This is a genomic window from uncultured Pigmentiphaga sp. (assembly GCF_937950555.1).
In the GTDB taxonomy this organism is placed as follows: Bacteria; Pseudomonadota; Gammaproteobacteria; order Burkholderiales; family Burkholderiaceae_B; genus Pigmentiphaga.
In genome coordinates this window covers 13,003-27,270 of sequence record NZ_CALFCW010000059.1, presented here as the reverse complement: position 1 = coordinate 27,270, position 14,268 = coordinate 13,003, and the positions used below count along the sequence as shown (strand labels likewise).

Sequence of the window (14,268 nt, the reverse complement as noted above, 5' to 3'; positions counted from 1 at the left end):
AGCGCCACCTTGCCGGCGGTCAGCGTGCCGTCCTCGGCGTAGTACTCGACGTCCACGCCCTCCGTCAGCAGCCTGTGCAGGCGGCGGTTCTCTTCGAGCAGGGCGGGCAGTTCGGACTGCGTGACCCTGCGGATCGCATCCTGCCGCGCCTCCGGCGGCACCCCGGGGTTCAGGCGGGCAACGGCGTCCTCGAACCGCCTGCGCAGCACCACCTCGTCGTGGCTCTCGCGCTCCGGCCGGTGGCCGTCTGGGCCGATGTCTTCCTCGCGTTCGATGCTGTAACCGAGCGCGCGCAGCTGATCCAGCAACGCGCTCTCGATCTCCGCCTCAGACAGAAATGCCATGCGTCTATCCCTCTTCCCTGCCGCCCGGCAGGGCGAGCATGTTCTCGATCAGGCGGATCATCACGTCCTTGTTCTTGGCGTCGGACTCCGCCACCAGCAGCGCCAGCGCCGCCAGGCCCACGTCGTTGATCACCGGTTCGCCGTTGCGCAGCAGGCGCCCGTTGCGTGCCAGGAAATCCACGAACAGGAAGGCCCCGCTGCGCTTGTTGCCGTCCGCGAACGGATGGTTCTTGATGACGAAATACAGCAGGTGCGCGGCCTTGGTCTCCACCGTGGGATAGGCCGGCTCGCCGAACACGGTCTGGTCAAGGTTACCCAGCAGAGCCGCGAAGGCATCGCCGCGCTCGCGCCCGAAGAGCTCGGAAGCCTCGCCGCGCGCCATCAGATCAGCCTTCAGCCGCGCAATGGCGGCACGGGCCTCGTCCAGTGTCGGCAGCACGCCGCCCGGACTGCCCGCCGGTGCGGTCAGCAGTCCCTCGTCATAGCGTTGCAGCCACAGGAAGGTCTGGGTGTAGTGCGCGATCACGTCCACCAGCCCGCGGCCCTGATCGGCGGTCAGCGCCGCGCCGGCCGCGGCCCTGCGCACCAGCTGCAGCGCGGCTTCCAGCTCGGCGGCATTGCGCTCGAAGCGCTGGCGGTTCAGGGTGAAGCCACGGGTCAGGTGCTCACGCAGTACGGTAGTTGCCCACTGGCGAAAGCGCGTGGCTTTCGCGGAACTGACCCGATACCCCACGGAAATGATGGCGTCGAGGTTGTAGTGCTTGAGCCGGCGTCGTACCTGCCGCGCGCCCTCCTGGCGAACTACCGAGAAATCCTCGGTAGTTGCCGCCTCCTGAAGCTCCCGCTCCTTGTAAATGTTCTTGAGGTGCAGGCTGATGTTGTCACTGGAAGTGCCGAACAGCTCGGCCATCTGCGCCTGCGTCAGCCACACGGTCTCTCCCTCCAGCCGCACCTGGACCGGACCGTTTTCAGCTTCGAAGATGACGAGTTGCCCAGCTTCGTTCATAAGTCACGCTCCTTGAGGAAGGCTTGGGCATCGGCGATGCCCAGCGCGCCGGAGATTAGGCCTTGCGGATCATGCACATCGAGACGCGAGGCCCGCACGGTCTGTACGACCGACCCTGCGGATCGCATCCTGCCGCGCCTCCGGCGGTAGCCCGGGGTTCAGGCGGGCAACTGCTTCCTCGAACCGCCTCAGTACCACCTCGGCGTGGCTCTCGCGCTCCGGCCGGTGGCTGTCGGGGCCGATGTCTTCCTCGCGTTCGATGCTGTAACCGAACGCACGCAGCTGATCCAGCAGCACGCTTTCGCTCTCGGCCTCCGACAGAAATTCCATGACCTACATCCCTCAGTCTGTAGTCTCGGGCAAGACACGCCGGGCGTGATCAATTTCAAATACATCCGGAACCGGCTTGAATGGCCCCTCCGGTGAGCGATGACTGCTCTGGAACGCCCGCAACGCCCCCACGTCAATCTCACCAATTACACAATAATCGGCAATACCTCCTTTGACGCGCAGCAGATCGCGTCGCCAACTCTCCTTGAACGGGCCACGAATGCGGCTATCGCCGTACTGGCGGTCATTACACTGAATGATATAGGCATGTATATCCAATGCAGCGGATTCCACCAGCGAATTGAAAGTCTCGGTGTCCTGGTGGGTATTCCGGTCGATCGTGACCAGTGATTCCGGGATCGTGACCGGGCAGTCCGGGCATCGTGACCACCGATTCCGATGATCGTGACCATGGCCATGTCGGAGGGCAAGAACACGCGTGACCTGATTGTACGTTGAAGGTCATGTCGGCCCCGCACAGGGGCCAACATACGCTGCGTGTGACGCGCTATGCGTCGGGGAGTTCGGGAGGGCCGCTTTGTGTCGCTGCCCGCATGGACTCGCCCTTGAGCACGATGCGGTGCGCCTGCGCCAGTAGCCGATCGAGCAGTGCATCGGCCAAGGCCGGTTCGCCGATCCACGCGTGCCAGTGCTCAATCGGCAACTGGCTGGAGATCAGCGTAGCCCGGGTGGCAGCGCGGTCATCGATGATTTCCATGAGCGTCTCGCGCGTCAGAGCATCCAGTCCCACCAGCCCCCAATCATCCAGCACGAGCACCTGGGTCTTGGCCAGTTGGGCCAGCCACTTGGTGTAGGAACCGGCCGCGCGCAGCGTTCTGAGTTCCTCAGCCAGACGGGGCACCCGCAGATATCGGGCGCTATGGCCCTGACGGCAGGCGTACTGGGCCAGGGCACAGCTCAACCAGGTCTTGCCACAGCCGGTAGCCCCCGTGAGGATGAGGGTCTGGCCAGCCTGCACCCATTCACCGAGGGCCAGACTGAGGAAGTGCGTGCGCTCGATGCCTCGGCCAGGCCGGCTATCGAAGTCCTCGATGGCGGCCTGGGGGTATTTGAGGCGTGCTTGTTGTAACAGCCGCGCACTGCGTCTCTGATGGCGGTAATCGCATTCTTGCTGCACGAGCAGCGCCAGGCGCTGCTCGAAGGCGAGTTCACTACTGGCGGCCTGTTCGCTTTGGCGCTGCAAGGCATCGGCCATGCCCATCAGTTTCAGTTCGCGCAATTGGGCAATGGTTTGGTGAAGCATGTAGATTCCTTGTAGATATCTCAGTGATAGGACTGCGCGCCGCGCAGGTGCTCATGCGGGGGGCTTTGCCAGTCGGCCGATTCGATGGGCGTCAGACGGTCGCGGCCATTGATCAGGATGTCGCGCACGGTGCGGTAGTAGCACGAGTGCAGCTGCAAGGCCAAGGCACAAGCGGCTTCCAGGCGGGGGGGCTGTAACGCTTGGCCAGGGAGAGCAGCCCCAGGGCCGAGCGATAGCCATGCTCGGGGTGTTTGTGGCGATGCAGCAGTTGCTCGACCAGGGTGCCGGTGGCCAGGCCAACGCCCAGGCCCCAGTCGATCAGGCGCTGTGGCGTCCATTGACGGTGCGCCCGGTGGGCTGCGGGCATGTGGGCCTCTACCGTGGTGAAGCCTCCGGCGCGGGCATTGCGCACATGCATGGCGACACGCCGGCCGCGATGCAGCAACTCGACCGTATGGGCAGTGATGCGGGCATCGAGCACGGCGCCCACCAGCGCATGCGGCACGCTGTAACGGTGGCGTTCGACCTCGACGTGGTAGTCCACATGAACCCGCACCGTCTTGAAGCGGGCGTATTCGTAGCGTTGGGCCGGCAAGGGGCGAAGCGCCGGTGCATCCAGTTCGTTAAAGACGCTGGCGCGACTGCCGGGCAGCTTCTGGAAGGGACGCGCATTGAGCTCATGCACCAGGGGCTGGATCGCCCGGTTGGCCGCAGCCATATCGGCCAGGGGGCGATGGCGCAGCCGCGCCAGAACCCAGCGCTCGACCACCTGCACGGCCGACTCCACACTGGCCTTGTCTTGCGGCGTGCGTGGGCGTGCCGGCAAAACGGTGCAGCCATAATGCTGGGCGAAGTCCAGCACCGTGTCGTTGGCGCGCGGTTCATAGCGATCGGGCCGGGCGATGACGGCACGGGCATTATCCGGCACGATCAGCTCGGGCACGCCGCCCATGAAGTGCAATGCCCCGGTCATGCCGGCGATCCAATCGGCGGTGCGCTGCCCGGGCAGCGCCTGAGCGTAGGTGTAGTGTGAGGCGCCCAAGGCCGAGACAAACAGGTGCGCGCGCGAACCGTCCGACAACGCCAGCGTCGGTCCAGCGAAGTCCACAAACAGCTTCTCACCGGCGCGGTGCACTTGCCGCATGGAACGCTTCAGCGTCTTGGCATACTGCCGGTAGCGCTCGCAGAACTGGCTGTATTGCAGCGTGCGCTGGCCCAGATGATTGGCCTGATATTCCTGCCACAGCAGCATGAGCGTCACGCCCTTGCGCGAGAGCTCCCGGTGGACTGCCGCGTAGTCGGGAATCACCGGCTTGTCGGCCTGCCCGAGGTGAGCAAACAGGCGCCGCTCGAGCGCCGCCTCATCGAGTGGTTCGATCTCTGCCCAGCTCAAGCCGGCGGCTTTGGCGGCAATAGCGTACTTGCCCACCACGCCCTTGGAAATGCCTAAGGCCTGGGCACACTGACGCTGGGACTGCCGTAGAAAAAGGATCTGATGAAATAGTGTTTTGATCATGCGCATACTCAGTAACGGCGGTGGCATGGGGGCTCCAAAAAGCCCGACACCCTACCGCAGGATTGGGGTCAAACGCGCATGTTTCTGCCGCCCTGAAAGCGGTGGTCACGATCATCGGAATCGGTGGTCACGCACCCGGAACAGGTGGTCACGATGCCGGAATGAGGAAAAGTTGCCCATGTCGGGCACGGTGGTCACGATCACCGGAATCGGTGCCCACAATCAGCGGAATACGCAGTTGTGGAGTGCGCCCCTAGTTTGTCGCCGACTAGTGTTTCACCTCTGTAAGTGGGCGCCGTCAGGACAGAACCGCACCTCCCAATCAGCGAAGGTGCGGCCCGGCACCGTCTCGAGAGAATCTTCGCGGCAGAGGCGGAATCCCCCTCGGCTGGCCGTAGACCGGCTTCCAAGCCACGCGTAGCGTGGTTATTTCGATAGCAGCTCAGCACAGCGCGTCAGCGCCTCTGTCAGCCGCTCCGCTTCCCGCTCACCCACCGCATCGATCACCACTGCCTCGACATCGAGAATGGCGGTATGCGCCTGCATCAGCGCCTTTCTTCCTCGTGCCGTTATGAAGCTACGGAGAATTCTGCCGTGATCGGGGGCCGCCTCTCTGGTTACGAGTCCGTTTCGTTCCATGTTGGCCAGAATGCTTTGCATGGTTTGAGGCGTGACGAATGCCGCCCGTGCCAATGCAGCGTTGGATAGGCCCGGCTCTCTTTCCAATGCCGAAAGCACCGCGCATTGTGGCGTCGTCAAGCCTATGGGTCTCAACGCCTCGTCCAGGCGTGTGCGCAGGGCGTGCTGCGCTAACTTGAGCGCGCCACCAAAGTGGCGTGCGATGGGAATCTGTGAATCTGAATCGGGCGCAGACATATCAGGGGGCTGACATAAATATCAGGGTACTGATATTATCTTGCGGCAGGCTCCTTGCCAATCACCCAGAGTTCATTCCATGACTGTGTCCAGCAAGATCGACGGTCCAAAGCCGGCGCAGGCTTTGACGGAAACGCAAGTGCAGCAGTTCATCGACGATGGCTTCGTGAAAGTCGAACATGCGTTCTCGCGAGAGCTCGCGGCGCAGGCGCGTGCCATCTTCTGGAAAGACTTGCGTGCTCACGGCTGCTTGCCAGGCGATCCGGCTACGTGGACGCATCCTGTGGTCCGCCTAGGTATGTACGCACAGGAGCCTCTCGTCGCCGCGGCCAATACGCCAGTCCTTCATGCTGCCTTTGACCAGCTCGTTGGGCCGGGATGCTGGCGGCCGTGCAGGAGTGTGGGCACCGTTCCTGTGCGCTTTCCCTCGCCGGACCCGCCGGGGGATACCGGTTGGCACGTCGATGCCAGCTTTGGCTATGAAGAAGCGGATTTCATGCAGTGGCGCATCAATATCCGTTCTCGCGGCCGCGCTCTCCTCATGCTGTTCCTATTCTCCGATGTGGGCGAGGAGGATGCACCGACTCGTATCAGGGCAGGCTCCCACCGGGACATCGCTCGTGCCCTGGCTACGGCTGGAGAGGGCGGCCTCAGGCTGCGCGACCTAATTCCTCACATCGACCTCACTTCCGCCAGGCCCGAGGTGCTCGCCACCGGCAGTGCGGGCACGGTGTACCTGTGCCATCCATTCCTGGTGCACTCGGCCCAGATGCACCGGGGCGCTGCGCCGAGATTCTTGGCGCAACCTCCGCTCCTGCCAAGAACTGAGCATTGGATAGAGGGTCTGGAGCAATCATCCGTGCCGGTAGCACGGGCCATCGCGCTTGCGCTTGAAGCAAGCACATAGCGGTGCATCGCCATGCTGGCTGCATCGAGGTGTCATCGATGCCTTGGAAGATGAGGGCGATGCCCGGGCCGGGGGCGAGCCCGCCTGGCCCCAGCGTTGACCGGCCACGGGCGCGGTGCGCAATGCCGTCAGATCGACATGCCGCCAGACACCTCGATACGTTGGGCATTGACCCAGCGGTTCTCTTCCGAGACCAGGGAGGCGATCATCGGGCCGATGTCGTCGGGCAGGCCGGGGCGCCCTAGCGCGGTCATGTCCGATACCGCCTTGTTGACCTGTGGGTCGTCGCGCACGACGCCGCCGCTGAAATCGGTCTGGATGGCACCGGGAGCCACCACGTTGGCGCGGATGCGGCGCGGCCCCAGTTCCTTGGCGAGGTACTTGGTGAAGATCTCCACCGCGCCCTTCATGGCGGCGTAGGCGGCGCTGCCGGGAAAGATGATGCGCGTGAGGCCGGAGGAGATATTGACGATGTGGCCGCCATCGCGGACCAGCGGCAGCAGTTGCTGGGTCAGCAGGAACACGCCCTTGAAGTGGACGTTGTAGAGCGCGTCGAGGTCCGCTTCGGCGGTTTCGGCGATGCTGGCGTGGTGCGAGATGCCTGCGTTGTTGACCAGCACGTCGAAGCCCTCGGCACCGAAGCCGGCCAATACGGTGCGCAAGGCCTTGGCGAAGGCGGGGAACGCCGAGCTCTCGCCGGTGTCCAGCGGCAAGGCGGCCGCGCGCCGGCCTGCCGCTTCTATCCAGGCAACCACGCGTGCGGCTTCTTCCTGGTTGCTGCGGTAAGTGATGACGACGTCGAAGCCGCGGCGGGCCAAGTTCTCGGCAGTGTTGCGGCCCAGGCCACGGCTGCCGCCGGTGACGAGGGCGATCTTGTTGGTGGCAGACATAGGATTTCCTTCGCTTGCAAGGTGATACAAGCGCAAGGGTACTGTCCGCGAATGGCGCCGATAACCCGGTAACGGGCGGACAGGGTGTCCGTTCCAGCGAACAGTCTGCAGGCTTCAGGCGTCAGCGGCTTCGGCTTTCACGAAATCGACGAACGCACGCAGCGGGGCAGGCAGCAGCCGTCGCCCTGGGTAATAGAGATACGGCCCCGGGAACCATTGCCACCAAGGCTCTAGCACTGGCTCCAGCGCGCCGCTTTCAAGGTGCGGCCGCAGCCACTCCTCGAACAGGTGGATGACGCCTTCGCCGGCAAGCGCCGCGGCCACGCCCAAGTCGGCAGCGGTGCCGGCGCTGTAGACCAAGGCGGGAGGCGGCTCGATCTCGCAAACGTCCTCGCCGCGCTGGAAGTTCCAGGTATCCAAGCTGCCATTGGCGAAACGGCAGCGCAGGCCGCGCAGGGACATCAAGTCGCGGGGATGCTGTGGGCGCCCATGCTGGTCCAGGTACGCTGGCGCTGCGGCGGTGGCAAATCGCTGCCGGCGCGGGCCGATGGGCACGGCGATCATGTCTTGTTCCAGCCGTTCCTCGTAGCGAATGCCGGCGTCGCAGCCGGCGGCGAGGACGTCGACAGGCCGGCTGTCGGCCATCACTTCCACCACGATGCCCGGATAGCGTTGCATGAAACGCGCCAACAACGGGGGCAGGAACAGGCGCGCGACGTTGACCGGCACGTTCAATCGCAAGTACCCGGTGGGTTGTTCGCCTGGCTGGGGGCTGCCCGCCGCGTGCAAGGCCTGCTCCAACTCCGCAAATGCCGGGCCGGCGCGTTCGAGCAGCTGTTGGCCCTGTTCCGTGGGGCGTACGCTGCGAGTCGTCCGGTGCAGCAAGCGCACGCCTAATCGGGATTCCAGCCGGCGAACCGCGTCGCTCAGGCCGGACGCACTGGCGTGCAACACGCGTGCCGCTTCGCGAAAGCCACCTGCGCGTGCAACGGCCACGAAGGCGCGCAATTCAGCCAACTCGTCGTTCATCGTGCGGCTCCCGGGGCACTTCACCCGGCGCGAACGGGGGGCGGGGAAGAGGAAGAGCCAGCACGGCAACGATCTGGCGTTCGGTTAACCGACTCGTCTTCAAGGGGCTCTCCAATTGCAGGAGGTCCTCAAATTCTACCCAGCCTGAGTGTGCTCCTAGGTATGGAATTGACTTGCTCGTGGCCGTCAACAGTGCACCTGGCGACTCGGTTCGGCAGGCGCTGACAGCCTTGCCCGGCTCACCGCCCCGGATTCTCGTCGAACGCCACTTGCGCCGCCAGCATGCGCGGGAAATTTTGCTCTGCCCAGTGGTCGACGGGTTCCAGCGCCTGGTTCAGGGAATGCCCGAGGGCGGTGAGCCGGTATTCCACGTGTGGCGGCACGGTTCGATGGTCGATCCTCTCGACCAAGCCATGGCGTTCCAGCTCCCTGAGCGTCTGCGTCAGCATTTTCTGGGAGATTCCATCGATCAGCCGCAGCAGCTCGTTGTTGCGGATGGGGCGTTTCGCCAGGAGCGGAACGATGAGCAGCACCCACTTGCTGGAAATGATTTCCAGCACGCCACGGGAAGGGCATTCGGCACTGTAGACATTTCCACGCGGCTTCTTCGAGCGGGGCTTCGCATTCATGGGAACCAAAAGGTGCGTACTTGTCGGTGAGAAAGTGTGCTCCCAAAATGCGAAGTCTTTCAAGCGTTAGCGGAGAAGTCGACATGGCTTGGTTGCTGCTTTTCGCTGCGGGAGCCGTCGAAATCGTCATGGCTGCCGCACTCAAGGCTGCGGACGGGTGGACGAAGCCCCTGCCCGGGGCCGTGGGCATCGTTTCCGCGTTGCTCTCCATTTTCCTGCTTACCTACGCGATCAAGCAGTTGCCGACCGGGACGGCTTATGCCGTCTGGACCGGCATCGGCGCCGTGGGCGTGGCCATCTATGGCATCGCTGCCAATGGGGACACGCTTTCGCTGCCGCGCTTGCTTTGCATGGGCCTGGTGGTCTTAGGCGTGGCCGGCCTGCGCTTGATCGAAGCTTGAAGGGAGACTGCTGGACATGACCGACCTTCTGTACATCAGCGCTTCGCCTTCCCAGCACGACTCCCATTCGGGAGCGGTGGCCAGGGAATTGGTCAGCGCTTACCGGGAACTGCATCCCTCGCGGAGCGTCGCAACGGTCGACGTCTGGGACCTCGATCTTCCCGAATTCGACGCCACGATGATCGCTGCTAAGTTTGCGGTCCTCCGCTCCCAGGATGCGACGGACGCGCAGCGTGCCCAATGGGCGAGGGCGGTGCGCCTGTCTGAGGCGTTCAACCAGGCGCAGTGCTACGTCTTCAGCCTGCCGATGTGGAACTACGGTGTTCCCTACCGCCTCAAGCACTACATCGACGTCGTCACCTTGCCTGGGCAGAACTGGTCGTGGTCGCGGGCCGAGGGGTACCGGCCGCTGCTCCAGGGAAAGCGTGCCGTCCTGGTCTATTCAAGCGCGGGCGACTTCTCGCCCGAGGCCCCGAAGCCCTACGAGGATTTCCAGAAGCCCTACATGCGCCAGTGGCTGCGCTTCATCGGCGTCGAAGTCGTCGATGAGATCGCGGTTGCGCCCACGCTGGCCGATCCCGAACGATTGGCCCAGGTGAAGGCCGCCACCGCCCGGCGGGCTCGCCATGCGGCTTCGCTGTTGTAGCGCCTTCGTCAGCTGATGCATCGACAGCAGGCCCGCGCTACACCGGCGCGTTTCACGCTCGCCGGCGGTCGAGTGCCAGCCTGACGGCCAGGGCGGTCAGTACGCTCGCCATGGCCCATCGCTGGAACGCCAGCCAGGCCGGGCGTCCCGAAAACCACCTGGCGATTGAGCCGGCCGTCAGAACGATGGCTAGGTTGACGGAGAAGCTGATCACAATCTGCGTCAGCCCCAAGGTGACGCTTTGGAAAAGGACGTGCCCTTTCTCCGGTTCGATGAATTGGGGAAGCAAGGACAGGTAGAGCAGGGCGATCTTGGGATTCAGCAGGTTGGTCACGAAACCCATGGTGAAGAGTTTCCGCGCGCTGTCGATGCCGAGATCTGTCCTGGGTGACAGGACCGAACCGCCACCGGGCTTGACGGCGTTCCACGCGAGATAAAGGAGATAGAGCGCGCCGGCCCACTGGAGCGTTTCATATGCGTAGGGGATGGCGATCAGGATTGCGGTCAACCCCAGCGCCGCGCTCACCATGTAGAAAACGAAGCCGAGAATTACGCCCAACAGCGAAATAAACCCCGCCGTGCGTCCTTGCAGGAGCGAGCGCGTGACCAAGTAAATCATGTTGGGGCCGGGGGTGAGGACCATCGCCAGCGAAACCAGCGCAAACGCCGACCAATTCACGAACGAGACCATGGAAAAGGCTCCGGGCAGAGGTAGAGGGGGAAGCTTGGACAAGCGCAGGGCAATAGAAATATTGCACGGAATTCCGTCGATCAACGTCGGCGGCCTTGCCTGGCTGGTGCTTGCCGGATCGATCCCTGCAGGGTTCGGGTTCGGCGCGGGATTCCTGGGTGCACTCCGCACCGTCTTGCCGTTGGCGCCGCCGGACGAGCGGGCGGCGCTCATATCGTTTCGCCGCGCCAGTCCATTCGCCGCGTGGAGTGACCGGAGGGCCTGGTGGTTCAGGTCGTAACGAGAGTACCTGCTCACCGTACGGGCCGCGCCGTTTCGGGACTTTCTGTATGCCTCGCGCAACGCCGAGCGCCTCCCCGCGTGGCCGGTCCGGATGTTCCTATGGCATAGTAGCCCGCGTTGCGCGGACGTTTTGCCATGAGCGCCCACGCTATCGGTCACGATCGCTTGCTTTGGTTTCGGTCTTTCATGATCAGGCTGCTCTTCCTTTTGCTCGGCGCCCGCGCACTCAAGCCCATGTGGCGGTACTTGATTGTTGCCGGCATCATCTGGATGTTGCTGGGGGCCCTCATCCTGTTCGACTTGAGCGATGGGGTGCTGACGGTCGTCCTGGATACCTTTGCGCTCTTCCTGGTGGTCGAAGGGGTGGTGGAGATCGTTGCCGCCGCATCCCTGGGCCTGCGCAAGCATTGGGGCGGTGCGCTGAGGGGCTTGGCCTTTTTGCTCGCCGCGTTCCTGGTGTTCAACGTTCCCTGGGATGACAACATCGGCGCCGCGATGGTTTTCGGGGCGGCTTTTCTGGCAGACGGGGCTTTCCGGATCTGCTCCGCGTATGTGGTGCGCAGCCCCCGTTGGCGCATGGGGATGGTGGCGGGGCTGGTCGAGGTCGTCCTGTCTCTCATGATTTTGTTTGCCTGGCCGGTGCCGCATTTGCTGACGGTGCCTTTCTGCTTTGCCTTGCTGCTCCTGAGCTCCGGCTATGCGCTCGTACGCATGTCGCTGCCGTTGCGGCGGCTGCCGGAGGGGGCGTCGATCACGTCGCTGCCGTTTTACGCGGCGCGCAATTGGTGGCAAGGCGGGAAAGTGCATCCGGTGGCCGGCGAGGGCGTGCCCGCCGGCAAGGGCGACGAACTCCTGCACGTGCATATCTGGACGGCGGTCGGTTCGGCACAAGACCCGGAGCGCAGGCTGTTGATCGACCGCTACGTGGCAGCCGTCGACAAGAAAGGCGTCATCTCCACGGGCCACGCCGCGCTGGAGATGCCGCCCGATCTCTACATCAGCCACTATCCTGCGAACGACATCGATCACAGCCCGGAGGACTTCCGGCCGCTGTTGCTCGCCACGCGGGAGAACGATGTCCCCGGCCGCTTCAACGAGTCGCTGCAGGCGGAGGCAGCTGCGTGGTGCATGCCAGACCAGAAGGTGACTTTCCGGCGCTTCAATCCCCAGGCGCTGCGTACGTTCTGGGCAGCGTATTCGCAGGACGACACCTATAACCTGACGGCGCGCAATTGCTCGACCACGGTCATCCAGGCCTTGGACGCCGCGATGGAAGGCGCGTGTTACACCGGCAGGCTGTGGCGGGACATGTTCAGGATCCTCAGCGATCCGCACTTCTGGTTGATGCGCCTCGTGCGCGGCCGGGCTGAAGCAATGACGTGGACGCCGGGGCTCGTGCTCGATTACGCCCGGCTGCTCCGGCAGGTCGTCGAAAGCGACGGGCGCCGCTGGAGCAAGCGTGTGCGCGAGGCGCTCCGCTTGCGCCGGCGCCTAGTGCACAGGCGGGAACGCCACGAGGGCAAGGGAGTCGCCGCGTGACGGGGCAAGCCAGGACGACGGCGATCGTCATCTTGACGGCCGCCATGTTTGGCCTGACCTACGGCTTGAGTTCGCCGCTCATCGCGCTCGAGCTGTCGGAGGCGGGGTATACCGAAACGCTAATCGGCGCCAATAGCGCCATGTATGCGATCGGGGTGCTGCTGGTTGCGCCGCTGCTGCCCCGGCTGTTGTCGCGCCAGGGGTTCGGCCGGCTTGCTAAAGGCGCGCTCGTCCTGGCAGGCGCATTGTTCGCGGCTTTTCCCGCGGTGCCATTTTTCTGGCTGTGGTTCCCCCTGCGCGCTGCGCTCGGCGCCGCGTCGGAGACCCTGTTCGTCGTGTCGGAGACTTGGGTGAACCAGGTCACCGAGGAGGCGAAGCGGGGCAGGACGGTGGCCGTCTACGTGACCGCCATGTCCTCGGGCATCGCGCTCGGGCCTGCCATCCTGACGCTCGCGGGGCGCGAAGAGGCGCTGGCTTTCGTGATCGGGGCGGTGCTGACGCTCTTGGCTTGCGTGGTGCTCCAGTTGGGCAGGCCCCAAGAGCCGCCGCCCGAACCGGCGCCCAAGGAGAGCCCGTTCAGGTATTTGCGGCTGGCACCGGTGGCGGTCGCGGCGGCAGCGCTGAATGCGGGGTTGGAGTCGGCCGGGCTGTCGCTGCTCCCGCTTTATGCGATCCAGCTAGGTTGGTCGGAGCAGTCGGCCACCATCTTGCTTACGATTTTGCTCCTTGGTTCCATCGTGCTGCAGCTTCCCATCGGGTGGTTGAGCGACAAGATGAGCCGGCATCGCCTGGTGCTCATCCTGGCGGTGTTGTCGGCGGCCGGCGCATTCGTGTGGCCCGCCGCCCTGGCGATGGAAGGCTTGGCCTACGCTTTGCTGTTCGTTTGGGGCGGGGCGTTCGTCGGCATCTATACGACCATGCTCGCCATCCTCGGCGACCGCTACCAAGGCGCGGAGCTGGTCGGCGTGTACGCGCTCTTGTCGATCGCATGGGGGCTAGGCGCGCTGGTCGGGCCGGTGCTGGCGGGCTTGGCCATGGAGGTGTCGCCGCACGGGCTGCCTGTCTTTGCAGGCGCCGCGTGCGCGCTGTTTGCGCTTGCCGCGGGCTTTCATCGAGGCGGGATGAGGAGGAATGATACGCATGCCCAGGGTTCGGTACACTAGGCTGCGTGCGTCATGGTGCGCACGCGTCGGCGGCGGAGCTGCCGCCAGCGCCCGTGACAGTGCACATCACCACCGGCCGGCAGGCGAGCCGAGCGAAGCTGGCGTGGATCCAGGGAACGCCGCGCGTCAACGTCAATCCCCGTAGCCGGTTGAATTGAGAGAGGCGGCAATGCAGCACTTGGTCGTCGTCCTGCTTTTCATGCTCGTTCTTCCTGTGGCGTGTGTGGCGTGGGAAACCGTTTCCGGCGCCATGGGCCTGATGCCGGCCATCGGGAAATGGTTCGTCTACTGGGGTGTCGGGTGGCGGTTGATCGCGGCGGGGATGTACCAATGCGCCAAGCCGTCTTTCACCGCCCGGGGCATTTTCGAGATCCACGACCCGAAGGCCGAAAAACTCGTGCTGGAGATCGGATTCGGCAACCTCGCCATCGGCACCGCGGCGATCGCGAGCCTGCATTTTCCGGAATGGGTAGGCGCCGCTGCGCTGGCAGGGGCGATTTTTTACGCCCTTGCCGGCATCCAGCACGTGCGCAACCGCGAATGGACGTGGCACGAGATGGTCGCGATGGTTTCCGATCTCGGCATGGCGGTGGTCCTGGTCGGGTATCTGGGCTGGGCGTTCCTCTTGCGCGCTTAGCCGGCGACGCTTGCTCCCAAGCCGGCACCGGGGCCTCGCTTTGCAGAATTAGGCAAGAAAATTGGAGCAATCGGCATTGCTCCCAGCCACGCGCCGTTCGTAAGCTTATCCCTGTCAG

The 14,268-nt window shown here is 64.3% G+C and carries 16 protein-coding genes and 1 pseudogene; 7 read left to right on the top strand and 10 right to left on the bottom strand.

Annotated features, from left to right (window positions below):
- The 3 genes from Q0319_RS14215 to Q0319_RS14205 all read right to left on the bottom strand — a co-directional run.
- A partial coding sequence (locus Q0319_RS14215) for a type I restriction endonuclease (RefSeq protein ID WP_299453640.1) occupies positions 1-344 on the bottom strand: 344 nt, incomplete at its 3' end.
- 4 nt (positions 345-348) lie between these two features.
- Positions 349-1,350: a RhuM family protein gene (gene rhuM / locus Q0319_RS14210; RefSeq protein ID WP_019397707.1), complete on the bottom strand. Its 1,002-nt coding sequence runs from the start codon at positions 1,348-1,350 to the stop codon at positions 349-351.
- 69 nt (positions 1,351-1,419) lie between these two features.
- A complete protein-coding gene (locus Q0319_RS14205; RefSeq protein WP_296470441.1) occupies positions 1,420-1,680 on the bottom strand; it encodes a type I restriction endonuclease in 261 nt (86 codons plus the stop codon).
- A 99-nt stretch (positions 1,681-1,779) separates the two neighbouring features.
- Between Q0319_RS14205 and Q0319_RS14200 the strand changes: the two genes are divergently transcribed.
- Complete coding sequence (locus tag Q0319_RS14200) at positions 1,780-2,031, top strand: hypothetical protein (protein WP_299453624.1); 252 nt, start codon at positions 1,780-1,782, stop codon at positions 2,029-2,031.
- 157 nt (positions 2,032-2,188) lie between these two features.
- Here Q0319_RS14200 and istB read toward each other — a convergent pair whose 3' ends face one another.
- From istB to Q0319_RS14185, 3 genes and pseudogenes are all read right to left on the bottom strand, one after another.
- Positions 2,189-2,944, bottom strand: a complete 756-nt coding sequence (gene istB, locus Q0319_RS14195) for an IS21-like element helper ATPase IstB (RefSeq protein ID WP_299453622.1) — start codon at positions 2,942-2,944, stop codon at positions 2,189-2,191.
- 20 nt (positions 2,945-2,964) lie between these two features.
- Positions 2,965-4,487 (bottom strand): annotated as a pseudogene (gene istA, locus Q0319_RS14190) (IS21 family transposase).
- A 399-nt stretch (positions 4,488-4,886) separates the two neighbouring features.
- A complete protein-coding gene (locus Q0319_RS14185) occupies positions 4,887-5,336 on the bottom strand; it encodes a MarR family transcriptional regulator (RefSeq protein ID WP_299453620.1) in 450 nt (149 codons plus the stop codon).
- Positions 5,337-5,415: 79 nt separating this feature from the next.
- Here Q0319_RS14185 and Q0319_RS14180 point away from each other — a divergent pair, with 79 nt between their 5' ends.
- Entirely contained in the window at positions 5,416-6,243 is an 828-nt protein-coding gene (locus tag Q0319_RS14180) for a phytanoyl-CoA dioxygenase family protein (protein WP_299453618.1), read from the top strand.
- Positions 6,244-6,371: 128 nt separating this feature from the next.
- Here Q0319_RS14180 and Q0319_RS14175 read toward each other — a convergent pair whose 3' ends face one another.
- The 3 genes from Q0319_RS14175 to Q0319_RS14165 all read right to left on the bottom strand — a co-directional run bounded on the left by Q0319_RS14175 (position 6,372) and on the right by Q0319_RS14165 (position 8,791).
- Complete coding sequence (locus Q0319_RS14175) at positions 6,372-7,133, bottom strand: SDR family oxidoreductase (protein ID WP_299453615.1); 762 nt, start codon at positions 7,131-7,133, stop codon at positions 6,372-6,374.
- A gap of 114 nt (positions 7,134-7,247) precedes the next feature.
- Positions 7,248-8,162 (bottom strand): LysR family transcriptional regulator, encoded by a 915-nt coding sequence (locus tag Q0319_RS14170; protein ID WP_299453612.1) that lies wholly within the window; start codon positions 8,160-8,162, stop codon positions 7,248-7,250.
- Between the two features lie 239 nt (positions 8,163-8,401).
- A complete protein-coding gene (locus Q0319_RS14165) occupies positions 8,402-8,791 on the bottom strand; it encodes a helix-turn-helix domain-containing protein (RefSeq protein ID WP_299453609.1) in 390 nt (129 codons plus the stop codon).
- Positions 8,792-8,874: 83 nt separating this feature from the next.
- On the opposite strand from Q0319_RS14165, the gene Q0319_RS14160 reads away from it, so the two are divergent.
- Together Q0319_RS14160 and Q0319_RS14155 are read left to right on the top strand one after the other, a co-directional pair.
- Positions 8,875-9,192: a multidrug efflux SMR transporter gene (locus tag Q0319_RS14160; protein WP_299453607.1), complete on the top strand. Its 318-nt coding sequence runs from the start codon at positions 8,875-8,877 to the stop codon at positions 9,190-9,192.
- 16 nt (positions 9,193-9,208) lie between these two features.
- Positions 9,209-9,838 (top strand): NAD(P)H-dependent oxidoreductase, encoded by a 630-nt coding sequence (locus Q0319_RS14155; RefSeq protein ID WP_299453604.1) that lies wholly within the window; start codon positions 9,209-9,211, stop codon positions 9,836-9,838.
- A gap of 52 nt (positions 9,839-9,890) precedes the next feature.
- Here the strand turns inward: Q0319_RS14155 and Q0319_RS14150 are convergent, their stop codons facing one another.
- On the bottom strand, positions 9,891-10,529 hold the full coding sequence (locus Q0319_RS14150) for a LysE family translocator (RefSeq protein ID WP_299453601.1): 639 nt from the start codon (positions 10,527-10,529) through the stop codon (positions 9,891-9,893).
- Between the two features lie 417 nt (positions 10,530-10,946).
- On the opposite strand from Q0319_RS14150, the gene Q0319_RS14145 reads away from it, so the two are divergent.
- From Q0319_RS14145 to Q0319_RS14135, 3 genes are all read left to right on the top strand, one after another.
- Positions 10,947-12,350: a DUF308 domain-containing protein gene (locus Q0319_RS14145; protein ID WP_299453598.1), complete on the top strand. Its 1,404-nt coding sequence runs from the start codon at positions 10,947-10,949 to the stop codon at positions 12,348-12,350.
- The gene (locus Q0319_RS14140) at positions 12,347-13,513 is read left to right on the top strand and encodes an MFS transporter (protein ID WP_299453596.1); all 1,167 of its coding nucleotides are present in this window, start codon (positions 12,347-12,349) and stop codon (positions 13,511-13,513) included. Before Q0319_RS14145 ends, Q0319_RS14140 begins: the two co-directional genes overlap by 4 nt.
- A gap of 169 nt (positions 13,514-13,682) precedes the next feature.
- Complete coding sequence (locus Q0319_RS14135; RefSeq protein WP_299453595.1) at positions 13,683-14,150, top strand: hypothetical protein; 468 nt, start codon at positions 13,683-13,685, stop codon at positions 14,148-14,150.
- Positions 14,151-14,268: the final 118 nt, after the last annotated feature.